We start from the raw sequence: 23,113 nt of genomic DNA on the forward strand, positions 1-23,113 counted from the left end.
CGCCAGCGGACAGGCCACCCGATGCCCCTCCCCCTCCCCGCGCAACGCCGGAACCTCCCGCATGCAATCGGGCCGCGCCATGGGACAACGCGGGTGGAAGGGGCAGCCGGCGGGCCGCTCCGCCAGGGACGGCGCCTCGCCGCGCACCGGCACGGTTCCCTCCGGCAGGGCGCTTCGGGAGTCGGCCAGCAGGGCCTGGGTGTAGGGGTGGCGCGGGCGCTCGAACAGGGCGTCCACCGGCCCCTCCTCGACCACGCGGCCGAGATACATGACCACCACCCGGTCGCAAATGTGGCCGACCACCGACAGGTCGTGGCTGATGAACAGGATTGCCAGACCGTCCCGGTCGCGCAGGTCGAGGAACAGGTTGAGGATGCCGGCGCGCACCGAGACGTCGAGCGCGGTCACCGGCTCGTCGCAGACCAGCAGGTCGGGCCGCACGGCGAGCGCGCGGGCGATGCCGATGCGCTGGCGCTGCCCGCCGCTGAAGCGGTGGGGATGGTGGCGGCGCAGCGCCGGGTCGAGGCCGACGCGCAGAAGCTGCGCCGCCACATGCCCGGCCAGCGCGGCGCGCGGCACCAGCCGATGGTAACGCACCGCCTCCCCGACGATCTCCTCGACGGTGAAGCGCGGGTTCAGGCTGGCGTGGGGGTTCTGGAAGACCATCTGCACGCGCAGCCGTGCGGCCCGCGCCTCGGCGGCGGACCGTTCGCCAACATCCTGCCCGTCGATCAGCACGCGGCCGGCGCTGGGCGGCAGGAGCCCGGCGGCGATCCGCGCCACGGTCGATTTCCCGCAGCCCGACTCCCCGACCAGCCCGACGAGTTCCCCCCGCCGCACCGCCAGATCCACCCCGTCCTGCGCGCCGTGGACGGGGTGGATCTGGCCACGGCGCGCAGGACGGCGCCCCGCCGCCCCGGAATGGGGAACAGCCGCGAGACGCCGCGCAGCTCGGCCAGGGGGGCGGTCATCGCGATCCCTCCGGACCGGGTGTCAGGCAGCGCACGCCGCCCCGCCCGTCCATCCGCCCCCGCCAGGGCGGGTCGGCGGCGCAGGCTGGCGCGGCGGCGGCGCAGCGCGGGCGGAAGGCGCAGCCCGCCGGGCGTCCGGACAGGGTCGGCGGCAGGCCGGGAATCGGCGTCAGCCGGCTGCCCCTCGGCCCGCGCGGCAGACTGGCGAGCAGCCCGGCGGTGTAGGGGTGGGCCGGGCGGGACAGCAGCTCTCCCGCCGGGGCCTGCTCGACGATGCGGCCCGCGTACATCACGGCGATCTCGTCAGAAAGCTGCTCGGCCACCGAGAGGTCGTGGGTGATCCACAGCACCGCCGTCCGTCCTCCTTCCACAAGCCCGCGGATCTCCCGGAGGATCTGCGCCTGGATGGTGGCGTCGAGCGCGGTGGTCGGCTCGTCGGCGATGATCAGGTCCGGCTCGTGCAGCAGCGCGATGGCGATCGCCACCCTCTGGCGCAGGCCGCCGGACAGCTCGTGGGGGTGGGCGTCCAGCCGTTCCTCCGGCCCCGGCACGCCGACCCGGCCCAGCGCGTCGCGCGCCCGCCGCCGCGCCTCGGCCCGGCCGACGCGGGCGTGGGCCAGAACGGTCTCGACGATCTGGGCGCCGATGGTCAGCACGGGATTCAGCGTCATCATCGGGTCCTGGAAGATCATGGCGATGCGGTTGCCGCGCAGGCGGCGCAGCTCCCGCTCCGGAAGCCCGGCCAGCTCCCGCCCGGCGAAGCGGATCGAGCCGCCCGCCACCCGCGCCGGCGGGTCGAGCAGCCCCATGATGGAGAAGGCGGTGGCCGACTTGCCCGACCCGGACTCGCCGACCAGCCCCAGGATGCGCCCGCGCCCGAGGGAGAAGCTCACCCCGTCCAGTACGTTCAGGGGCACGTTCAACGCGCCGTGGCGCGCGGGAAGCTCGGTGCGCAGGCCGCGCACCTCCAGCAACGGAAGGGTGGCGGTCATTGGCCGAGCCTTGGATTGAGGACGTCGCGGAAACGGTCGCCGGCCAGGTTGATCGCCGCCATCAGCAGAAGGAGCGCCACGCCGGGGTAGAGGCTGATCCAGGTCTCCCCGGACAGCACATACTGCCGCCCGTTGGCGATCAGCAGGCCGAGCGACGGCTCGGTCACCGGCACGCCGAGGCCGAGGAAGCTCAACGTCGCCTCCAGCGCGATGGCGCGGGCGACCTGGGTCGTGGCGATCACCACCAGCGACAGCAGGCCGTTCGGCAGGACGTGGCGCAGCAGAATCCACCAGCTGGACAGGACGAGTCCGCGCGCCGCCTCCACATACTCCGCCTTCAGCTCCACCAGCGCCGCCGAGCGGGCGGCGCGGGCGTAATAGGCCCATTCGACCAGCACCAGCGCCAGCAGCACGTTGCCGGTGCCGCGCCCGAGGAAGGCGATCACCATCAGCGCGATCAGGATGGACGGGCAGGACAGTTGCAGGTCGGCCAGCCGCATCAGCGCCGCGTCGGCGCGCCCGCCCGCCTGGGCTCTGGACTGGGCGGCGGCCAGCCCGACCAGCGTGCCGAGCGCGCCGGCGACCACCGCCGAGCCGATGCCGACCAGCAGGCTCAGCCGCAGACCGAACAGGATGGCCGACAGCATGTCGCGCCCCTGGTCGTCGGTGCCCAGCCAGTAGGTGCCGACCAGCGCTCCCTCCGCTCCCGGCGGCAGCCGCCCGTCGAGCAGGTCGAGCTGGGTCAGGTCGAAGGGGTTCTGCGGCGCGATCCAGGGGGCCAGCACGGCGGCGGCCACCAGCAGCAGGACGACGGCGAGGCTGCCCAGCGCCACCCGCGAGGCGGCGAAATCCCGCCACAGGACGCGCATGGGTGATAAGGACGGCGACGGGGAGGGTTCGGACACGGCAAGCGCCGGGGCGGGCGGCGGCCCCTCTTCGGCGAGGCTGCTCATGCTCCCCTCCCCGCTCCGGCGGTGCCAACGCGCGGGTCGAGCAGACGGTAGAGGATGTCGGCCAGCAGGTTCACCGCGACGAACAGCAGGACCACGGCGACCAGATAGGCGACGATCACCGGACGGTCGAGCACATGGATGCTCTCCACCATCAGCCGCCCCATGCCGGGCCAGGCGAAGATGCTCTCCGTCACCATGGAGAAGGCGACGGTGGAGCAGAACTCCAGCCCGATCACCGTGACGATGGGAATCAGGATGGCGCGCAGGATGTGCACCCCGACCACCCGCGACGGGGCCAGCCCCCGCGCGCGGGCGAAGCGGACGTAATCGAGATGAACCACCTCCCGCACCCCGGCGCGGGTCAGCCGAAGGATGAGCGCCAGCTTGAACAAGGCGAGGTTGGCGGCGGGCAGGATCAGATGGGCCAGACCGTCGGCGGTCAGGAAGGACCAGCCCACCCCCAGCACCGCCACCGTCTCCCCCCGCCCCGAGCTGGGCAGCCAGCCGAGCCGCACCGAGAAGCCGATCACCAGCATCAGCCCGACCCAGAATCCGGGCAGGCTCAGCCCGACCACGCTGCCCGCCATGATGAGACGCGCCGCCGCCGCGCGCGGGCGCAGCCCGGCGTAGAGGCCGAGGCCGATCCCCAGCCCGGCGGCCAGGACCAGGGCGGCCAGCGACAGCTCCAGCGTCGCCGGCAGCCGCTCGACGACCAGCGCCAGGGCCGGCTGGTTGTAGATGAAGCTGCGCCCCAGATCGCCCTGGAGCGCGCGCGCCACGAACAGCAGGTATTGCCGCCACAGCGGCTGGTCCAAGCCGAAGGACGCGGCGATGCGCGCCCGCTCCGCCGCGTCGGCCTCGGGCGGGACCAGGATGTCCACCGGGTTGCCCGCGACATGAAGGCCGACGAAGACGATCACCGTCATCGCCAGAACCACCAGGGCGGCCTGCGCCGACCGCCGCACCAGCCAACCGGCCATCGAACCCGTCATAAGGCGCCTACACCGGAAGCGGCGGGTACAGGCCGGCCCAGGGCCGGGCGCGCTCGATCTGCGCGGCGAGCTGGAGCACCCGCCCGTCCTCGCCCAGCGGGGCGGCGATCTGCACGCCAACCGGAAGCCCGTCCGCGAGCGCGAAGGGAACGCTGGCCGCCGGGATGCCGGCGCTGTTGTAGACGGAGGTGAAGGCGCTGTAGCGGCGCAGCGTCTCGTAATAGCCGTCGAGATCCGCGCTCTGCATGTCCACCGTCCCGATGGGCAGCGGCGGGGCGGCGAAGGTCGGGGTCAGCAGCGCGTCGTAACTCTGGAAGAAGCGCCCGAACAGGCGCGACAGGCCGTGGATCGTCCAGATGGACCGGGCGAGGTCGGCGCCGCTGTATTTCGCGGATTCCCCGGCCCACAGGCGGGTGATCGGTTCCAGCTCGTCCGGCTCGACGGGCCGCCCCAGCGCCTCTTCGCGGGCGCGCAGGACGTTGGCAATGTTGGAGGCGACGATGATGCGCGTCGCCCGTTTCAGAGCGGCGCCGTCCACGCCGGGGTTGGCCTCCTCCACCCGGTGGCCGAGCGATTCGAGCAGCGCCGCCGCGTCGGTGACCGCCTTGGCGGCGGAGGGATCGACGGCGCGCCCCTCATGGTCCACGGTCTGGAAGGCGATGCGCAGCGGTGCCGGATCGCGCTCCACGAGGTCGAGGTAGCGCCCGTCGAAGCGCGGCGCGGCGTAGGGGTCGCCCGGCTCCGGCCCGTGGGTGGCGTCGAGCAGGGCGGCGCTGTCGCGCACCGACCGGGTGATGGCGTGGTGCACCGACAGGCCGTTCCAGCCCTCCCCCAGGTCGGGGCCGAAGGGGTTGCGCCCGCGCGTCGGCTTCAGCCCGAAGGTGCCGGTGTTGGAGGAGGGGATGCGGATGGAGCCGCCCCCGTCGGTGGCGTGGGCCGCCGGAACGATGCCCGCCGCCACCGCCGCCGCCGCCCCGCCGGAGGAGCCGCCGACGCTGCGCTCCCGGTTCCACGGGTTGCGGGTGGGGCCGAACAGGGCCGGCGCCGTCTCGCAGGCCAGCCCGAGTTCGGCGGTGTTGGTGAAGCCGAACAGCAGCAGACCGGCGGCGCGGTAGCGCGCCGTGACGGTGGAATCCTTGACCGCCCGGTGGTCGCGCCACAGGCGGCTGCCGTTGCTGGTGCGCCGCCCGAGCACCTGGATGTTCAGATCCTTCAGCAGGAAGGGCACGCCGGCCAGCGGCTCCTCCCCCGTCAGGCTCCGGGCCTGGGCGAAGGCCTCCTCGGCGAAGCGGTCGACGACGGCGTTGATCAGCGGGTTGACCGCCTCCAGCCGGGCCAGGGCGGACTCCAGCAACTCGACCGGGGACACGTCGCGGCGCCGGACGAGGGCGGCGAGGCCCACCGCGTCGTGGGCCTGATAGTCGGAAAACAGGGACATGGCGGGATTCCTCAGACCGGCTCGGCGAAGACGGCGTTGGTGTGGCCGAAGGCGTTGCCGGGAACGAAGCGCACGTAGCCCTTGCGCCCCGCCCAGTTGAAGCGCGGGTAGAAGACCGGGATGACGCCCACGTCCTCCTCCAGCGCGGCCAGCGCGTCGCGGATGCGGGCAACCCGCCGCTCGGCGTCGAAGTCGCCGAGTGCTGCCAACAGCGGCGCGTCCAGCTTGGGGTTCGAATAACGCTGACGGTTGAAGGGGCCGGCCCCGGTGTCCTGGTTCTTGGTCAGCACCACCTGCCGCAGCAGCTCCGCGCTGTTGGTGGTGGCGTAGGTGGTCAGGAACAGGGCGAATTCCCGGTTGGTGGCGCGGGAGAAGAAGGTGGCGATGGGCAGCGTCTCCACCTTGGTCTCCACACCGATGCGCGAGAAGCCCTGGGCGATGGCCTGGAGCACCGCGACGTCGCCGGTGAAGAAGCCGCTCGGCCCGTGGATGGTCAGCCCGAAGCCCTCGGGATAGCCGGCCTCCGCCAGCAGCCGCTTGGCGCGGGCGACGTCCACGGCGATGGGCGCGCGGTTGGGCAGCCGGTCCGGGGCGGGCGGCGGGGCGAACTGGTCGGCGGGCGTGCCCTGGCCGAGCAGCAGCCGCTCCACGATGCCCTTGCGGTCGATGGCCAGCGACAGGGCTTGGCGCACCCGCACGTCCTTCAACGGGTTGCGGTCCAGCGGCCGGCCGGCGCGGTCGGTGACGAAGGGCGCCTGGTCGCGGCTGGTGTCGGGGAACAGATAGGCGCTGGTGGCGCTGGCGACGCTGAAGATGTCCACCGTCCTGTCGGCGGTCAGATGGGCCACGTCCTGCACCGGCACGCCGTCGATCAGGTCGAGGTCGCCCGACAGCAGCCCGGCGACGCGCGCCCCGGCGTCGGGGATGAAGCGGGTGCGGATGCGGCTCCAGCCCGGCGTCCGGCCCCAATAGGCGGGGTTGGGCTCCAGCTCGATCTGCTGGCCGACGGTGAAGCCGGCGTAGCGGAAGGCCCCGGTGCCGACGGCCAGCTTGCCGGAGGTGAAATCCGCCGTCTCGGCGCCCGCGTGGATCTTGCGCGACAGGATGTAGAGGTTCGTGAAGTCGCGGTCGAGGAAGGGGTTCGGCGTCTTGCTGCGGATGCGGAAGGTCCGGTCGTCGACCACCTCCACCGCCGCGACGTTGCGCACGTAAGGCACGAAGGAGCCGGGGCTGTTCGGGACGTTGGGCACCCGCTCGATGGTGAAGGCGATGTCGTCCGGCGTCAGCGGCGTGCCGTCGTGGAAGCGGATTCCCGGGCGCAGCTTGAACTCCCAGGTCGTTTCGTCCAGCGCCCGCCAGGATTCGGCCAGCAGGGGGCGCAGCGCTCCCGTCGCATCCTCCGTCACCAGCGGGTCGAAGATCTGCCGCAGGGTCTGGTTGTTGGTCGGCGACTGGTAGAAATGGGGGTCCAGCGAGTTCGGGGCCGAGATCGCCCCGATGGAGAGCGGGCGGGAGCCGGAGGAGGCCGCGGGGCTGCTCTGGGCGAAGGCGGCGGTGCGGGTGAAGGCGGCGGCGGGCACCAGCCCGGCCATCGCACCCAGGAAGGTACGGCGATCCATGAGTCTCTCCACGGCAGGGGTGACGGGACCACCGGCGGCGTCCAATCACCAATTTATTTCGCTAAATCATTTTTATTCATCCTATTTGCTTGTTGAGTTCGCGCAATCGTCCAAAATTGAACAGCGTTTGTGCTCGGATGAACATGCGCATGCAGGCGTCAGGAGCAGGAATCGCGGCGCGCCGGACAGGGCGGACAGGCCCTGTTCCGGCGCGCGGCGTCCTTTCCGGTCGCCGTCCCTGTCCTCCTCAGACCGGAACGATGTCGGCCCCGCGTTCGGTGAAGGCGAGCCGGTAGCCGCTCTTCGCTAGAATCCCGGCGCCGAACAGGTCCCAGGTGGTGGCGCCGCCGGCACGGAACCGGCTGCGGAACTCCTCCTCCTTCGCCTCCTTCTCGCGCGAGACGCGGGCCACCTCGTCGAGATCGGCCAGCGGGATCACCACCACGCCGTCATCGTCGCCGATGATCAGGTCGCCGGGCTCGACCCGGATTCCTCCCACCTCGACGGCCTGGGCGAGCGGGCCGAGCCGCGCCTTGTCGCCGCGCGACCGCAGGCTGATCCCGCGCGCGAAGACCGGAAGGTCCAGCTTGCGCAGCTCCGCGGCGTCGCGGACGGCACCGTCGATCACCACGCCGCCCAGACCGCGGGCGAGCGCCGCCGTGGCCATGGTGTCGCCGAAGGAGGCGCCGTCGACGAAGCCGCCCGCGGAATAGACGATCACGTCGCCGGGACGGGCGAAGGAGATGGCCGCATGGGCGGTCAGGTTGTCGCCCGGCTGCCCCTGGGCGGGAAAGGCCGGACCCAGGATGCGGAAGCCGGACCGCAACGGCTTGATGGCGGAATCGAGCGCGCCGCGGCGGCCTTGCGCCTCGTGCGCGGTGGCGGCGGTCACGCCTTTGAAGGCCGCGATCTGGGCGGGGGTCGGACGGGGAAAGTCGAAGTCGGGTCGATTGGTGTCGGGTCGGCTGGTCATGCTCGGTCGGTCCTTCTCAGTCACGGCCTTCGGGCGCGGTATCGCCGAAGGGGTCCAGTTGGAAAAAGGCGGGGTCCGGACGCGCCCCCCCGCTCTCGATGCGGCGCACGGCGTCGCGCACCCGCCGGTTGGCCCAGGCGTCGACGCCGGTGTCCCCGGCGCGGGCGAGGACCGGTCCGTAGATCTCCTCGACCTCGGTCCGCCGGCCCTTGAGGATGTCCTGCCCCATGGAGGGACGCTGGCCGGCGGCCTTGCCGGAGACGGCGGAGGTCAGGAGCGCTTCCTCCACCCGGGCCAGCGCCGCGCGGTCGCCCTCCGCCGCGCGGGCGAACAGGGCGGCGGGCGTGCCGCCGATCCCCTCCAGCCGCAGGCCCAGCCGCTCGCCGATCAGGACGGCCTCCCCGGCCAGCCGGATGCCGAAGCGGCGCAGCAGCGGGTCGCGGTCCATCGCGTCGATCGGCAGGCCGGTCGCCGCCGACAGGCCGTTGCGCATGGCGTTGGCCGCCAGCTTCGACCAGCGTTCGCCGTTCAGGTTGCCGGTCACCGTCACGGAATCCACCTTGGCGATGAGGTCGCGCAGCGCCCCGATGCGCGGCGTCGTCCGCCCGTCGGGCTCGCCGATCCGGAAGACGGGGATGCCCGAACTGCCGCGCGACACCCGCCGCAGGATGCGTCCGGCGCCGTCGAGTTCGACCCCGATGCGCGCGGCGATCAGCCCGACGACGCGGCCCCCGCCGACGACCTCGGCGATCACCGGCTCGTTCAGGCCGTTCTGGGCCGAGACGACGAAGCCGCCAGGGGCCAGCCGGGGGCGCAGCAGCTCCGCCACCCGCCGGGTGTCCCAGGATTTGACGGCGACGATGGCGACGTCGATGGGGCCGAGGTCGGCCAGCCGGTCCTCCGGCAGGATCGGGACGCGCACGGTCTCGTCCTCCTCCGGCCGGGCGCCGGTGATGGCGAGGCCGGAGCGGGCGACCGCCGCCACATGCTCCGCCCAGCCGTCGACCAGGGTCACGTCCTCCCCCTCCGCGAACAGGCGAGCGCCGATGTAGCCGCCGACGGCGCCGGCCCCCAGCACGGCGATGCGCGGGCGGTGCGGAGCGGCGGCCCCCGATCTTGCCGGAAGGTCCGTCACGCCCCGCCCTCCAGCCACAGGTTCTTCAGCGAGGAGAAGGCGGCGTCGGGCCGGTCCTCCAGCCCCTTGACCCGGCGGCTGTGCAGGGTGACGCGCTCCAGCTCGAACAGCGGGATGTTCGGCAGGTCGGTCATGGCGATGCGCTGCCAGGCGTGGAACGCCTCCGTCCGCTTGGCCGGATCGGATTCGCGCAGCGCCGTCTCGATCACCGCGTCCAGCTCGGGGTTGGAATACTGGGCGCCGTTGGTGTTCGGCACGCCCGGCGCGATGGAGCTGGTGGCGTAGAGCCGGTAGAGCCCCAGCGACGGGTCGATCATCGCCGAGAACTGGCCGGAGCGGGTGTCGTAGTCGTAGTTGGTGTAGACCCGCTTGTAATAGGTCGGCAGGTCGGCGGCGCGCAGCTTCAGGTCGATGCCCACCGCCTTCAGGTTCTGGCGCAGGAACTCCGCGGTGTTCTGCTGGGACTCGGTGTCGTTGGAATAGTCGTGCCAGAGCGCGAAGCGGACGCCGTCGGCGCCGCGCTTGTAGCCCGCCTCGTCGAGCAGCCGCTCCGCCGCCGCGGGGTCGAAGGGATAGCCGGCCACGTCCTTGGTGTAGGCTTTCTGGTAATGCGGGATCGGGCCGGTCGCCGGGGTGCCGAAGCCGTACCAGGCGGCCTCGATCAGCCCCTTGCGGTCGATGGCGTGGGCGATGGCCCGGCGGACCCGCACATCGCCGGCGATCTTGGATTTGACGTTGAATTCGAAGGTGAAGAAGGGCGACAGCCATTGATAGCCGGCGGTGGTCAGCGCCAGCTCGGGGTTGGCGCGCAGGCGGGCCGCGTCGGCCAGCGGGATCGGGTCGAAGGGGCCGTAGACCACCTCCCCGGTCTCGAAGGCCGCGGCGCGTGACGCGGCGTCGGGGATGATGCGGAAGATCAGGCGGTCCACATGGGGCTTGCCGGCGTCCCAGTAGGTGGGATTGCGCTCGAAGGCGATGTATTCGCCGCGCTTCCACTCCACGAAGCGGAAGGGGCCGGTGCCGACCGGGTTGATGTTGCGCGGGTTGGTGCGGGGGTCGGTGTTCTCGTAGAGGTGGGCCGGAAGCACCTGCGACTCCGCGGCGGCCAGCGCGTTCAGGATGATCGCCGAGGGGCGGGACAGGCGCAAAACCGCCGTCGAAGCGTCCGGCGTCTCCACCGCCGTCACGTCGCCGAAGGTGGTGCGCCCACGCGGGTGGTGCTTCTTCCACAGCTCCAGAACGCTGTAGGCCACGTCCCGGGAGGTGAAGGGCGTGCCGTCGTGCCAGGTGACGCCCTTGCGCAGGTGGAAGGTGATCGACAGCTTGTCGGGCGACAGCTCGAACCGCTCCGCCAGGGCGGGGATCGGGTTCATCTGCTGATCGTAGCTCAACAGCCCGTCGTAGATGTTGGGCGACACCACGTTGACGCTGAAGTGGTTGTTGACGGTGTTGGTGAGGATCGGCGGTTCCGGGTTGATGACCGCGATCAGCGTCCCCCCCTTCACCGGCCCCGCCGCGGCCAAGGCGCGTCCCGCCCCGGCGGCGAGGACGGAAGCTCCGAGGGTCAGGGCGAGGAAGGAGCGGCGTTCGATAGGGATCACGGAAGTCTCCTCAGGGGACGGAAATTGTTGGCTTCGGTCGGATTCGTCTGGGCCGGATTCGTTTCGGCCGATGGCGCCGGGGCCAGATGGCAGGCGACGCGGCGGCCGTCGGCGGCGTCGCGCAGGGCGGGCGCCTCGCGCCGGCAGCGCTCGACGGCGAGCGGACAGCGGGTGTGGAAGGCGCAGCCCGGCGGCGGGGCGAAGGGGCTGGGCAGTTCGCCGGCCAGGACGGTCCTGGTCGCGGCACGGCCCGCGTCCGGGTTGGCGGCGGGGGCCGCGGCCATCAGCGCGCGGGTGTAGGGATGGGCGGGCTCGTCCACCACGTCGGACCAGTCGCCGATCTCGACGATCCGGCCGAGATACATCACGGCCACCCGGTCGGCCATGTGGCGGACGACGCCGATGTCGTGGCCGATGAACAGGTAGGCCAGCCCGTGCCGCTCCTGGAGATCGACCAGCAGGTTCAGCACCTGGGCCTGCAACGACACGTCGAGCGCCGAGACCGGCTCGTCGAGGACGACGACGTCGGGCCTGGGTGCTATGGCGCGGGCGATGGCCACGCGCTGCCTCTGCCCCCCGGAGAGCTGGTGCGGGAGGCGGTCGGCCAGCGCGCGGGCCAGCCCGACGTCGTCCATCAGCGCCGCCACCCGCCGCGCCCGCTCCGCCGCATCGCGGACGGTGGGCAGCAGCGGCTCGGCGATGGCCCGCGCCACCGTGTAGCGCGGGTCGAGCGAGGCGGCGGGGTCCTGGAAGACCATCTGGACCCTGGCGGTGAAGGGCGCCGCCGCCCTCCCCCTCAGCCGCGTCACGTCGGTCCCGTCGAGGAGGATGCGGCCCGACGCCGGAGGGGTCAGGCGCATCACCGCCCGCGCCAGCGTGGATTTCCCGCAGCCGGACTCCCCGACCAGCCCCAGCGTCTCGCCGCGCCGCAGGGTGAGGTCCACCCCGTCCACCGCGAGGACGGTGCCGTTTCGCGTCCGGTGGGTGACGCGGAGCTTTTCGATGGTCAGCACGCGCCGCTCCCTTCTCCGCCAATCAGGCAAGGTGCCGAGGTGTCGGCGAGGCGCGGCCGTGGTCCCCTGCGCGTCCGGCGTCCCGGCCGCGCGGCCAGCAGGGCTCGGCCGTAGGGATGGCGGGGACCATCGAAGAAATCGCGGACGCCGCGGTCCTCCAGCAGACGCCCGTCGCGCATCAGCAGGACGCGGTCCGCCGCCTCGGCCACCACGCCCAGGTCGTGGGTGATGAGCAGAAGCGCCATGCCAAGCTCGTCCTTCAGGCGGATGAGAAGCTGGAGGATCTGCGCCTGGATGGTGACGTCGAGCGCCGTCGTCGGCTCGTCGGCGACCAGCGCGACCGGCGACGCGGCGAGCGCCAGGGCGATCACCACCCGCTGGCGCATCCCGCCGGACAGGCGGTGCGGGTACTCGGAGAAGCGGCGCCCCGGTTCGGGGATGCGCACCAGATCGAGCAGCTCCAGCGCGCGGGCGGCGGCGGCGCGGGCGCCGGTCCGCCCGTCGGCGCGCACCGCCTCGACGATCTGCTCGCCGATGGTCAGGACGGGGTTGAGCGCCGCCTGCGGGTCCTGAAAGACCATCGACACCGCGGGATGCCCGGCCAGCCGCCGCTCGCGGGGCGTCCGGCCGAGGATGTCCGCGCCGGCCAGAGTCACGCGGCCGGTGATCCGCGCCTCCGGCGGGGCCAGCCCGGCGATGGACAAGCCGCTGACCGTCTTGCCGCTGCCGCTTTCCCCGACCAGCGCCGTCACCTCGCCCGCCGCCACGGTGAAGGAGAGGCCGTCCACCGCCTTGGCGCCCGCGAAGGCGATCGACAGGTCGCGCACCACGATCAATGGATTGTTCGCCTTCATCGCGCCGCCCCCCGCGGGTCGAGCCGCTCCGACAGGCCGTTGCCCAGCAGGGTGAAGGCCATCACCGTGGCGAAGATGGCAAGGCCGGGCAGCGCCATCAGGTACCACAGCGTGCGCAGCAGGGGCCGCGCGTTGCCGATCATCGCCCCCCAGGACACGAGGTTCGGATCGCCGAGGCCGAGGAAGGCCAGCGCCGCCTCGACCAGCACGGCGTGGGCGACCACTGCGGCGATCATCGCCACCACGGGGGCGATGCCGTTGGGCAGCACATGGTTCAGCAGGATGTGGCCGTGGCCCAGCCCCATCGTCCGCGCCGCCAGCACCCAGTCGGCGTTGCGTATCCGCAGCACCTCCGCCCGCGTCAGCCGGGCGATCTCCGGCCAGGAGGTCAAGCCGATGGCGAGCATCACGCTGCCGATGGACGGCGCCAGCACGGCGACCAGCACCATCGACAGCAGGAAGGACGGCAGCGTCTGGACATAGTCGCACAGCCGCGACAGCAGATGGTCCGCCACCCCGCCGAAATAGCCCGCCACGGCGCCCAGCCCGACACCGATCAGCGTCGCCACCGCGGCGGCCCCGACGCCGACCGCCAGCGACACCCGCGCCCCGAACAGGAGCTGCGCCGCCACGTCCCGCCCGAGCTGGTCGGTGCCGAGCGGGAAGGCGCCGTCGGTCAGCGGCCACAGGCCGCGCGGCCCGACCATCGCCATGGGATCGCCCGGCCGCAGCAGGCCGGCCGCCGCCGCCAGCAGGGCGAGCAGCGCCACGCACAGCACCCCCAGCCGCAGCGTGGAAGGCGTGGAAAAGGAGAACCGTGCGCTCACGACGTCACCTCGATCCGCAGGTCGAGCGCGGCGTAGGAGACGTCGACGAGGATGCCCATGACGATCACCAGAAGCGAATTGCAGAGGAAGAGGCTGAGCAGCAGGTTCACGTCGCGGTCGGCCACCGCCTCGAAGGCGAGGCGGCCGAGGCCGGGCCAGGAGAACACCGTCTCCACCACCACCGCCCCGCCCAGCATCGAGCCGAGCTTCAGGCCGCTCAGCGTCACCACGGGGAGCAGCGCGTTGCGCAGGATGTGCCGCAGGGTCACCCGCGTTTCGGAAATGCCCTTGGCCCGCGCGGTGCGCACGAAGTCCAGCCGGCTCGTCTCGATCACCGCGGCCCGCGTCACCCGCGCGTAGAGGGCGGCGTAGCCCAGCCCCAGCGTGGCGGCGGGAAGCACGAGATGGGCCGCGACGTCCACCGCGTGCGGCCAGCCGGCGCCCGGCGCGCCCACCGTGGCGTAGCCGCCGATGGGCAGCCAGCGCAGGTGCACGGCGAACAGCACGATGCCGACCAGCCCGATCCAGAAGGACGGCATGGCGAAGATCAGGGAGGACAGGACGGACACCGTCCGGTCGAAGCGGCCCCCCGGACGGCGCCCGGCCAGGACCCCCGCCGCCACGCCGACAGCCACCGCCGCCAGAACCGCCACGGTGACGAGCAGCGCCGTCGCCGGCAGCCGCTCCAGCACGAGGTCGGCGATGGGCCGGCTGTAGCGGAAGGAGAAGCCCAGGTCGAACCGCAGGAGCTGGGACAGATAGGCCTGGAACTGGTCGAGCGCCGAGCGGTCCAGCCCGAACCGCGCGCGCAGATCGGCCATCTGTTCCACCGTGGCGATCCCGCTCTCGCCGGCCATCACATCGACCAGATCGCCGGGGACCGCCTTCAGCAGCAGGAAGTTCACGACGATCATGAGGACGACCATCGGCGCGGCCGCGAGCGTCCGCCGCAGCATGAAAGCGAATAACGTCATGGTTGCAGCTCTGGGGGTGCTTTTGCACATTTCAGGATTTGGGAATTGGGCGGCTGGGCCGCCTCTTGATTTGTAATTTACCTCTTGATTCCTACTGTGTCTATAGGCAATAGTCTCTCGCAGATGCAGGGCGGGCTTGTTGTTTCATCGCCCGAAGAAAAACCACCGTCTTTTCTGAAAAGTCCGGCGGCACTCGCTGCCGGTCGAAGTCATCTCATTGACTGCGCGTGGCCGCTCCTTCAGCGGCGGCGCTTCATATCCTGGGAGTTCTCATGAAGATCGCGAGGGTTGAGAGCTTTTTCTTCAATCCCGGCCGCGCCAAGAATCTTCTTTTCGTTCGTATCGAAACGGAAAGCGGAATTTACGGCTGGGGCGAGGGCTACGTCACCGCGGGGAAGGAGAAGGTGGTCGCCGCCTATGTGGACGCCATCGCGCCGCTTCTGATCGGGCGCGAGATCTGGAACATCCGCCAGCTCGCCCAGACGCTACTCGACGATTTCTCGATCCGCCGGACCTCCGTCGACTTCCTGTGCGCGCTGAGCGCGGTCGAGATCGCGTCCTGGGACATCGTCGGCAAGCGCGCCGGCCTGCCGGTGCACAAGCTGCTGGGCGGCGCCGTCCGCGAGAAGATCCGGGTCTACGCCAACGGCTGGTGGTTCGGCGCGTCCTCCATCGACGACACCGCGAACCGCGCCGCCGCGGTGGTGGCGCAGGGCTACGACGCGCTGAAATGGGACCCGATCCCCGGCCCGTGGCGCAACTACGTCGATCCGAAGGACCTCGACCACGCCGTGGAGAATGTCCGGGCGGTGCGCGAGGCGGTCGGCCCGAACGTGGAACTGCTCATCGACGGCCACCGCCGCCTGTCGCCGAACCACGCGATCCGCCTGATCGAGCGCCTGCGCGACTTCGGCATCGCCTGGTACGAGGAGCCCTGCCCGCCGGAAAACCTCGATCTGACGGCGGAGGTGCGGCGCACGACCAACGTCCCCATCGTGTCGGGCGAGGCGCTCTACACCAAGGAGCAGTATCTGCCGCTGTTCGAGAAGCGCGCCGCCGACATCATCAATCCGGACATCAGCGCGGTCGGCGGCATCCTCGCCATGCTCGACATCGCCGCACTGGCGCAGCCGCATTCCATCGCGGTCAGCCCGCACAACTTCAACAGCCCCATCGTCGGCCTGGCCGCGACGGTCCACCTGTCGGCGCTGGTCACCAACTTCACCATCGCCGAGCTGTTCGTGAACCTCGTCGAGCCGACGCGGGAGCTGGCCTCGCAGGGGCTGACCATCGCCGACGGCTACGTCGACATCCCCGAGACTCCGGGCCTCGGCGTCGATCTCGACGTCGAGGTGCTGCGTCGGCACCCCTATCAACCGCTGTCGGGCAAGGGGCTGCGCGATCACCGCGACGAGTTCCCCCGCCGCGGTCCCCCCTCCACCTTCAAAACCGCCGCGACCGCGTGACGCGGGCTTGGGAGCCAATCCGACATGACCAGCATCCGCACCGATTTCCCCCGCCCGACCCCCGAACAGGTCGCGGCCTTCGCGACGATCGGCGCCGCCACCGTCCATGAGGCGCTGGGCCGCCGCGGCGCCGTGGATTCGGCGATCAAGCCGATCTGGCCCGGCCTGCGCATCGTCGGGGCCGCCTTCCCGCTGAAGACACAGCCGGGCGACAACCTGACCCTCCACGCCGCGATGAAGCTGGCCCGTCCGGGCGACGTCCTCGTGGTGGACGCCGGCGACTACCCCGAGCAGGGCTCGTTCGGCGACGTGATGGCGACCTCCGCCCAGTCGCTGGGGCTCGCCGGTCTGGTGACCAACGGCGGCGTCCGCGACGCGGCGGCGATCCGCGACATCGGCTTCCCGATCTTCTCCCGCGCCATCTCCATCAAGGGGACGGTGAAGGCGACGCTGGGGCCGATCGCCCAGCCCATCGTCGTGGGCGGCGTCACGGTCCATCCGGGCGACCTGATCGTCGGCGACGACGACGGCCTCGTCGTCGTTCCGCTGGACGAGGTCGAGGCCGTCCTGGCCGCGTCCCGCGCCCGGCTGGAGAAGGAGGAGCGGCTGCGCGCCGACCTCCAGTCCGGCAAGACCACCTGGGACATCGGCAACTACGACGCGCTCCTGGCCCAGACCGGCCAGAGCCTGCAAGCCTGAACGGGAGGATCCGAACGATGCCTGTGAAGACGACGACGGCTTCCGCCCCCGCCGCCGCCCCTGCCGCCGAGAGCGTGTCCTGGCTGCGCCTGCCGGCACCGCCCCGGGACGACCGCACCGACGCCCTGTTCGAGCATTCGGTGTCCGTCCGCAGCTACATCCGCAACACCCAGTCGGTGCTGGCGCACATCCCGGCGCTGGTGCTGGCGCAGGAAGCGCTCAGCCGGTCGGTGACCGTCGATTTCACGGACGGGCTGACGGGCCGCGAACGCGAGCTGATCGCGCTCGCCGTCAGCGTCCAGAACCGTTGCGAGCCCTGCGTCTGGGGGCACGCCGGCAAGCTGCGCGAGATCACCGGCGATCCCCGCTTCGTCGGGCTGGTCGAGGTGAACTACCGCCGCGCCGATCTGACGCCGCGCGAACGGGCCATCGTCGATTACGCGGTGCTGATCACCGAGCGTCCCTGGACCATCGAACCGGCGGACCTCGACGGGCTGCGCGCGGCGGGCCTGTCGGAGCGGGAGATTTTGGAGGCCGCGGCCATCGCCGCCTATTTCAACTTCTCCAACCGGGTGAACAGCGCGCTGGGCGTCCATCCCAATCCCGAACCCTTCGACGCCAACCGCTGACGAAAGACGAAGGACCGTCATGGCCCGAATTCGGTTTCCCACGCTCGACCGGCGCTCCTTCCTGACCGCCGCCCTGACCGCGACGGCCGCGGCCACCCTGTCCGGGGTCGCCGCCCCGGCGGCGCGGGCCGCGTCCCCGGCCTCCTGGCCGACGCAGCCGGTGCGGCTGGTCGTTCCCTTCCCGCCCGGCGGTGGCACCGACCTGCTGGCCCGCGCGCTGGCCGACCGGCTGTCGAAGCTGCATCCGCAGCCCTTCGTGGTCGAGAACCGGCCCGGCGCCGGTGCGGCGGTCGGCACCGACTACGTCGCCAAGTCCACCGACGGCCACACCTTCCTGTTCACGTCGTCGAACCACGTGACGGTGCCGGCGCTGTCCACGGCGGTGCGCTACGACATCTTCAAGGACTTCAAATCGGTGGTCCTGGTCGCCGATCAGGCCAGCGTGCTCGCCGTCGATCCGGAGCTGCCCGGCAAGGACGCCGCGGAGGTCCTCGCCCACATCAAGGCCAACCCCGGCAAATACAATTACGGCACGGCGGGCATCGGGTCGGGCCAGCATCTCAGCACCGCCTTCCTCCAGCAGCTCACCGGAATCGACATCGTCCATGTGCCGCTGAAGGGCCAGGGCGAGATCATCTCGGAACTGCTGGGCAAGCGCATCCAGGCGGGTTTCCTGGTGCTGTCCACCGCCCTGCCCTACTTCCGGTCCGGCCAGATCCGGCCCCTGGCCGTGGCGCTGCCGGAGCGCAGCCCGTTCGCGCCGGAGATCCCGACCTTCGGCGAGGCCGGGCTGAAGGACTTCGCCGCCCGCTCCTGGCTCGGCCTGCTGGCGCCGGCGGCGACTCCGGTGGCGGTCGTGGACCGGCTGCACGGCGACATCGTGGGCTTCGCCAAGGACAAGGACTACGTCGCCATCACCGAAAAGGCGGGGATGGCCCTGGTCAACGAAGGGCCCGCGGCCTTCGACGCGGAGATCGCCGCCGGCTACGCGCAGTGGAAGCGGGTGATCCAGACCGCCGGCATCAAGCCGAGCTGAGGGGGAGCGATGACCGATCCGACAATCGCCGGGGAGCTGGCCGCCTATTCCGACCGGCTGCTCGGCCTGCTCGACCCCGCCATCGTCCGCCGCGTCGCCATCGACCGGCCCGACGCCGCGGTCGTCGAGCGTTATCTCGCCTTGCCCGACCTGACCTCCCAGGTCGCCGACATCCTCGACGGGCTGGGCTACGACAGCGCGGTTCCCCGGCGGCGCCTGCCGCCGCTGGAGGGGGGACGGCGCGTGGCGGGTCCCGCCGTCACCGCGCGGCAGATTCCGGCGGCGCGCGCGCCGGGATTCTCCATCGCCTCCGGCCACCGGCCGAGGGGCGGCGGCATCGACCAGATCACCCTGACCCGGCGCGGCGACGTCTTCGTCATCGACGCCGGCGGGGTGGCCGAGGCGTCGAGCTTCGGCGGCATCCTGGCCACGGCGTCGATCGCCGCCGGTCTGGCCGGCGTCGTCGTCGACGGGGCGATGCGCGACAGCGCCAGCATCAAGGCGGGTGGCCTCGCCGTCTGGTCGGCGGGCGTCACGCCGCGCACCGGCAAGCACCGGCTGGAGCTGGCGGAGTTCAACGGGCCGGTCACCATCGCCGGCGTCCAGGTTCATCCCGGCGATCTGGTGCTGGGCGACGACGACGGGCTGATCTTCGTGCCCGCCGCGCTGATCCTGGAGGTCATCGAACGGGCGGAGGCGGCGGCCGGCCAGGAAAGCGCGCTGCTCGGCGCCCTGTCCTCCGGCGGATCGGCGCGCGAGGCCGCGGCGATCCTGCACCCCAGCAAATGGTGAGCGGCATGGTCAACACCTCCGGCACCCCTATCCCCCGCATCGGGATCATCGGCTTCGGCGAGGTGGGATCGAGCTTCGCGCGCGGGCTGATCGCCGCCGGGGCGGGCGACATCGTCGCCTACGACGCGCCGCCCGGCCCGACCGAGCGCCGCCTCGCCCTGCGCCGGGCGGACGAGTTGGGGCTCGCCCTCGCCTTCGATCCGGCGGCGCTCGGCGACCGGGAGATCCTGTTCTCCAGCGTGACGCAGGACGCGGCGGACAACGCCGCCGCCACGGTGGCTCCGCACGTGGCGGCGGACGCGATCTACGCCGACGTGAATTCACTGTCGCCGGAGGTGAAGGCCGCGGTCGGCAAGCGGCTGGACGGCGTTCCCGGACGCTTCGTGGACGTCGCGATCATGGGCGCGCCGGCATCCGACCTGCACCGCGTGCCGCTTCTGGCGGCGGGCCGGCGGGCGGAGGAGCTTGCGGCGCGGCTGGCCCCCTTCGGGACCGGCATCCGCGTCGTCGGGCCGGAGCCGGGCCGGGCGGCGGCGGTGAAGATCCTGAGGAGCATCCTCACCAAAGGGCTGGAAACCCTGCTGGTCGAGGCGCTGACCGCGGCGCGGCGCCACGATGTGGAGGCGGAGGTTCTGGGCGGCTTCCTGGAGCTGTTCGAGCGGCGCCCCGCGCTGGATTTCGTCGAATTCCTGGTGCGCTCCGACACGGTCCATTCCGGGCGCCGCGCGCTGGAGGCCGCGCAGTCGGCGGATACCGTCGCCGCGGTCGGGCTGGAGCCGGCGATGAGCCGCGCGGTGGCGGCCCGCCTGTCGCAGCTCGCCGGCCTCGGCCTCAAGGAACGGCTGGGCGGGGTGCCGCCCGCAACCCTGTCCGACGCGGTGACCCTGTTCGACGAGGCGCTCGGGCGCCGGCATCCCACGGAGCAGCGACATGGCATCGAACATCCGCAGAACTGAGGATCTGGCCTCCGGCCTCGCCCTGGCCGCCCTGGGTGCGGCGGCGGGCGCCTTCATCGTCGCCAGCTACCCTCTGGGCACGGCGCGCCAGCTCGGTCCCGGGGCGATGCCCGCCCTGGTGGCGTTGATCCTGGTCGTATTGGGCGGCGTCATCGCCGTCCGGGGTCTGTGGGAACAGGGCCACGGCGCAGGGGATGGCGCAGGGCTCGACCTGCGCGCCGCGCTGCGGCCCGCCGGGCTGATCCTGGGGGCCATCCTGCTGTTCGGCGGGCTGGTGGATTGGCTGGGCGTGGTTCCGGCCAGCGCCATCGCGGTGATCGGCTCGGCGCTGGCCAGCCGGCGGACGCGCAAGCGGGAGATCGCCGCGCTGGCGGCGGTTCTCGCCGTCGCGGTGCCGGCCCTGTTCGTCGGGATTCTCGGCATGCCGCTGAGGATCTGGCCGACGCTGCATTAAAGAGAGGATCGACCGGCGTCATGATGGATTCGCTCGGGGGGATCGCGCACGGGCTGTCGATCGCGGCCTCTCCCGCCAACCTGCTCTATTGCTTGGCCGGGGCGCTGCTCGGCACCTTCGTGGGCGTCCTGCCCGGCGTGGGGCCGCTGCTGACCATCGCGCTCCTGCTGCCCTTCACCTTCTCGCTGGAGCCGACCGGCGCGCTGATCATGCTGGCCGGCATCTATTACGGCGCCCAGTATGGCGGATCGACCACGTCGATCCTGCTCAACATGCCGGGCGAGACCTCGTCGGTGGTGACCTGCATCGACGGGCACGCCATGGCGCGCCAGGGGCGCGGCGGCCCGGCCCTGGCGGTGGCCGCCATCGGCTCCTTCGTCGCGGGCACGCTGTCGACCGGGATCGTCGCCTTCTTCGCGCCGGTCCTGGCCGGCGTCGCCATCCGCTTCGGTCCGGCCGACTATTTCTCGCTGATGGTCCTCGGGCTGGTCGGGGCCATCGTTCTGGCGCAGGGGTCCTTCGTCAAGGCGCTGGCGATGATCGTCCTCGGGCTTCTCTTCGGCCTCGTCGGCACCGACGTCAACAGCGGGGAGCAGCGCCTGACCTTCGGCATCCAGGCTTTGGCGGACGGCATCGGCTTCGTCCCGGTGGCGCTGGGCGTCTTCGGCATCGGCGAGATCATCCGCATCCTGATCGGGCAGGAGCGCGACGGCGGGCGGGTCATCCCGCACGGCTCCCTGATGCCGAGCCGGCAGGAGTTGCGCGCTTCCTCCGGCGCCATCGCGCGGGGATCGGTCATCGGCTCGGCGCTGGGGCTGCTGCCCGGCGGCGGCGCGGCGCTGGCCGCCTTCGCCTCCTACACCGTGGAAAAGAAGCTGGCGCGCGACCCCTCGCGCTTCGGGCGCGGCGCCATCGAGGGGGTGGCGGGGCCGGAATCGGCCAACAACGCGGCGGCGCAGACCTCCTTCATTCCGCTGCTCACGCTCGGGCTGCCGTCCAACGCGGTCATGGCGCTGATGATCGGCGCGCTGATGCTGCATGGCATCACCCCCGGCCCGCGCATCATGCAGGCCGAGCCGGACCTGTTCTGGGGCGTGGTCGCCAGCATGTGGATCGGCAACGCCATGCTGATCGTGCTGAACCTGCCGCTGGTCGGGCTGTGGGTGCGGCTGCTGCGCGTGCCCTACCGCTTCCTCTACCCGACCATCGTGCTGGTCAGCTGCATCGGCGTCTACGGCGTGTCGAACAGCGCCTTCGACCTCGTGACGACGGCCGTCTTCGGGCTTCTCGGCTGGGTCCTGCAGTCCCTGCGCTTCGAGCCGGCGCCGCTGCTCCTGGGATTCGTGCTGGGGCCGATGATGGAGGAGAATTTGCGGCGCGCCATGATCCTGTCGCGCGGCGATCCGACCGTCTTCCTGCGTGAGCCGATCAGCCTCGCGCTGCTGGTCCTGACCGGCCTGCTGCTGGCCGCCATCATTCTCCCCACCGTCCGCCGGAACCGCGAGCGCGTGTTCGCGGAATGACAGGCGGGCGGCGGGAGCGTCCGGCCTCCCCTCTCCCACTTCGGGAGGGGGAGACCCTCGCTTCGGCCTTATTTAGCTAATAAATTTTGTATGAATTGGGAAAATAGTACATTTATACGAGCTTATCTGTTGCCTATTTCCCTTCTTAAAATGTAGAGTTTTCTCACCGGCGGACAACCATGCCGCCGGGTGAAGACGGGGGAGATACGCGACCATGAAACAGTTCCTGCCTTCCATCGCCCTGTTCGCGCTGGCCACACTGGCGCCCTTCTCCGCCGAGGCCGCCGGCAAGGTCGTCGTGGCCTACCAGACCGACGCGCTGCCCTCGTCGGTGGCCATCGCCAACGGAGACTTCGCCAAGGCGACCGGCACCGAGATCGATTTCCGCAAGTTCAATTCGGGCGCCGACATCTTCGCCGCCATCGCGTCGGGCGACGTCCAGGTCGGCTATGTCGGCTCCAGCCCCTTCGCCGCCGCGGTCAGCCGTGGGCTGGACGTGAAGGCCTTCTACCTCGCCAGCGCCTCCGGCACGGACGAGGCGCTGGTGGTCCGCAACGGCTCCGGAATCGAGACGCCCACCGACCTGAAGGGCAAGAAGCTGGCCGCCGCCCCGGTCTCGACCGACCATTACCAGCTCCTCGCCGTGCTGAAGCAGGAGACGCTGAGCGAGCGCGACGCCCAGGTGTTCGCCATCCCGCAGCCCGACATCGTCGCGGCCTGGAACCGCGGCGACCTGGACGGCGCCTTCGTCTGGGACCCGGCGCTGACCGAGCTGAAGAAGACCGGCAAGGTTCTGCTGACCTCCCGGCAGGTGGCCGACCGCGGCGCCCCGACCTTCACCGCCTGGGTCGCCACCGCCGCCTTTGCCAAGGAGAACCCGGCCTTCCTGAAGAGCTTCGCCGGGGTGGTGGAGCGCTACAGCGTCTCCTTCCGCGACGACAAGGCCGCCTGGGGGCCGGACTCGCCGAACGCCAAGACGCTGGCCGGGCTTCTCGGCGGCACGCCGTCCGATCAGGCGGCGGCGCTGAACAACCTGTCGCTGATCCCGGCCAGGCAGCAGGCCAGCAAGGACTGGCTGGACGGCGGCGAGAACAGCGGCACCGCACGAATCCTGAAGGAAACCGCCGAATTCCTGAAGGAGCAGAAGAAGGTCAGCACCGTGCTGCCCAGCTACGGTGGCTTCGTCACGGCGGATTACGTCAAGGCCCTGCCCTGA

Annotated in this window: 22 protein-coding genes; 9 read left to right on the forward strand and 13 right to left on the reverse strand. The window is 71.5% G+C overall.

The window, feature by feature from the left end; all coding sequences use genetic code 11:
• The 13 genes from DXK32_RS14815 to DXK32_RS14870 all read right to left on the reverse strand — a co-directional run.
• The coding region (locus DXK32_RS14815) for an oligopeptide/dipeptide ABC transporter ATP-binding protein (protein WP_247877160.1) at positions 1-852 on the reverse strand (852 nt) is incomplete at its 3' end.
• Positions 853-967: 115 nt separating this feature from the next.
• Positions 968-1,963 (reverse strand): ABC transporter ATP-binding protein, encoded by a 996-nt coding sequence (locus DXK32_RS14820; protein ID WP_114859207.1) that lies wholly within the window; start codon positions 1,961-1,963, stop codon positions 968-970.
• A complete protein-coding gene (locus tag DXK32_RS14825; RefSeq protein WP_114859208.1) occupies positions 1,960-2,916 on the reverse strand; it encodes an ABC transporter permease in 957 nt (318 codons plus the stop codon). Before DXK32_RS14825 ends, DXK32_RS14820 begins: the two co-directional genes overlap by 4 nt.
• A complete protein-coding gene (locus DXK32_RS14830; RefSeq protein ID WP_247877161.1) occupies positions 2,913-3,908 on the reverse strand; it encodes an ABC transporter permease in 996 nt (331 codons plus the stop codon). The genes DXK32_RS14825 and DXK32_RS14830 overlap by 4 nt, the downstream gene beginning before the upstream one ends.
• 7 nt (positions 3,909-3,915) lie before the next feature.
• The gene (locus DXK32_RS14835; RefSeq protein WP_114859210.1) at positions 3,916-5,346 is read right to left on the reverse strand and encodes an amidase; all 1,431 of its coding nucleotides are present in this window, start codon (positions 5,344-5,346) and stop codon (positions 3,916-3,918) included.
• A gap of 11 nt (positions 5,347-5,357) precedes the next feature.
• Positions 5,358-6,965, reverse strand: coding sequence for an ABC transporter substrate-binding protein (locus tag DXK32_RS14840; protein WP_114859211.1), 1,608 nt, complete (start codon positions 6,963-6,965; stop codon positions 5,358-5,360).
• Positions 6,966-7,212: 247 nt separating this feature from the next.
• Positions 7,213-7,938 carry an RraA family protein gene (locus tag DXK32_RS14845; RefSeq protein WP_247877162.1) on the reverse strand — a complete coding sequence of 242 codons (726 nt, stop codon included), beginning with the start codon at positions 7,936-7,938 and terminating at the stop codon, positions 7,213-7,215.
• Positions 7,939-7,954: 16 nt separating this feature from the next.
• A complete protein-coding gene (locus DXK32_RS14850; RefSeq protein WP_114859213.1) occupies positions 7,955-9,073 on the reverse strand; it encodes a ketopantoate reductase family protein in 1,119 nt (372 codons plus the stop codon).
• Positions 9,070-10,674 (reverse strand): ABC transporter substrate-binding protein, encoded by a 1,605-nt coding sequence (locus DXK32_RS14855; protein WP_114859214.1) that lies wholly within the window; start codon positions 10,672-10,674, stop codon positions 9,070-9,072. Before DXK32_RS14855 ends, DXK32_RS14850 begins: the two co-directional genes overlap by 4 nt.
• Positions 10,671-11,687 carry an ABC transporter ATP-binding protein gene (locus DXK32_RS32660; protein ID WP_247877163.1) on the reverse strand — a complete coding sequence of 339 codons (1,017 nt, stop codon included), beginning with the start codon at positions 11,685-11,687 and terminating at the stop codon, positions 10,671-10,673. Before DXK32_RS32660 ends, DXK32_RS14855 begins: the two co-directional genes overlap by 4 nt.
• On the reverse strand, positions 11,681-12,541 hold the full coding sequence (locus DXK32_RS32665) for an ABC transporter ATP-binding protein (protein ID WP_205215720.1): 861 nt from the start codon (positions 12,539-12,541) through the stop codon (positions 11,681-11,683). Before DXK32_RS32665 ends, DXK32_RS32660 begins: the two co-directional genes overlap by 7 nt.
• Positions 12,538-13,368 (reverse strand): ABC transporter permease, encoded by an 831-nt coding sequence (locus DXK32_RS14865; RefSeq protein WP_247877164.1) that lies wholly within the window; start codon positions 13,366-13,368, stop codon positions 12,538-12,540. Before DXK32_RS14865 ends, DXK32_RS32665 begins: the two co-directional genes overlap by 4 nt.
• Positions 13,365-14,342: an ABC transporter permease gene (locus DXK32_RS14870; RefSeq protein WP_114859216.1), complete on the reverse strand. Its 978-nt coding sequence runs from the start codon at positions 14,340-14,342 to the stop codon at positions 13,365-13,367. Before DXK32_RS14870 ends, DXK32_RS14865 begins: the two co-directional genes overlap by 4 nt.
• A gap of 272 nt (positions 14,343-14,614) precedes the next feature.
• Here DXK32_RS14870 and DXK32_RS14875 point away from each other — a divergent pair, with 272 nt between their 5' ends.
• The 9 genes from DXK32_RS14875 to tauA all read left to right on the forward strand — a co-directional run bounded on the left by DXK32_RS14875 (position 14,615) and on the right by tauA (position 23,113).
• The gene (locus DXK32_RS14875; protein ID WP_114859217.1) at positions 14,615-15,808 is read left to right on the forward strand and encodes a mandelate racemase/muconate lactonizing enzyme family protein; all 1,194 of its coding nucleotides are present in this window, start codon (positions 14,615-14,617) and stop codon (positions 15,806-15,808) included.
• 24 nt (positions 15,809-15,832) lie between these two features.
• Positions 15,833-16,507, forward strand: a complete 675-nt coding sequence (locus DXK32_RS14880) for a 4-carboxy-4-hydroxy-2-oxoadipate aldolase/oxaloacetate decarboxylase (RefSeq protein WP_114859218.1) — start codon at positions 15,833-15,835, stop codon at positions 16,505-16,507.
• A 17-nt stretch (positions 16,508-16,524) separates the two neighbouring features.
• The gene (locus DXK32_RS14885) at positions 16,525-17,136 is read left to right on the forward strand and encodes a peroxidase-related enzyme (RefSeq protein WP_114859219.1); all 612 of its coding nucleotides are present in this window, start codon (positions 16,525-16,527) and stop codon (positions 17,134-17,136) included.
• 19 nt (positions 17,137-17,155) lie between these two features.
• Positions 17,156-18,172, forward strand: a complete 1,017-nt coding sequence (locus DXK32_RS14890; protein ID WP_114859220.1) for a Bug family tripartite tricarboxylate transporter substrate binding protein — start codon at positions 17,156-17,158, stop codon at positions 18,170-18,172.
• 9 nt (positions 18,173-18,181) lie between these two features.
• Positions 18,182-18,964 carry an RraA family protein gene (locus tag DXK32_RS14895; protein ID WP_114859221.1) on the forward strand — a complete coding sequence of 261 codons (783 nt, stop codon included), beginning with the start codon at positions 18,182-18,184 and terminating at the stop codon, positions 18,962-18,964.
• 5 nt (positions 18,965-18,969) lie between these two features.
• On the forward strand, positions 18,970-19,920 hold the full coding sequence (locus DXK32_RS14900) for an NAD(P)-dependent oxidoreductase (RefSeq protein ID WP_247877165.1): 951 nt from the start codon (positions 18,970-18,972) through the stop codon (positions 19,918-19,920).
• Positions 19,895-20,374 carry a tripartite tricarboxylate transporter TctB family protein gene (locus tag DXK32_RS14905; protein WP_114859222.1) on the forward strand — a complete coding sequence of 160 codons (480 nt, stop codon included), beginning with the start codon at positions 19,895-19,897 and terminating at the stop codon, positions 20,372-20,374. The genes DXK32_RS14900 and DXK32_RS14905 overlap by 26 nt, the downstream gene beginning before the upstream one ends.
• A gap of 20 nt (positions 20,375-20,394) precedes the next feature.
• On the forward strand, positions 20,395-21,897 hold the full coding sequence (locus DXK32_RS14910) for a tripartite tricarboxylate transporter permease (protein WP_114859223.1): 1,503 nt from the start codon (positions 20,395-20,397) through the stop codon (positions 21,895-21,897).
• Positions 21,898-22,111: 214 nt separating this feature from the next.
• Positions 22,112-23,113, forward strand: a complete 1,002-nt coding sequence (tauA, locus tag DXK32_RS14915; RefSeq protein ID WP_114859224.1) for a taurine ABC transporter substrate-binding protein — start codon at positions 22,112-22,114, stop codon at positions 23,111-23,113.

It is taken from the genome of Azospirillum brasilense (assembly GCF_003349955.1).
Lineage (GTDB): Bacteria > Pseudomonadota > Alphaproteobacteria > Azospirillales > Azospirillaceae > Azospirillum > Azospirillum brasilense_B.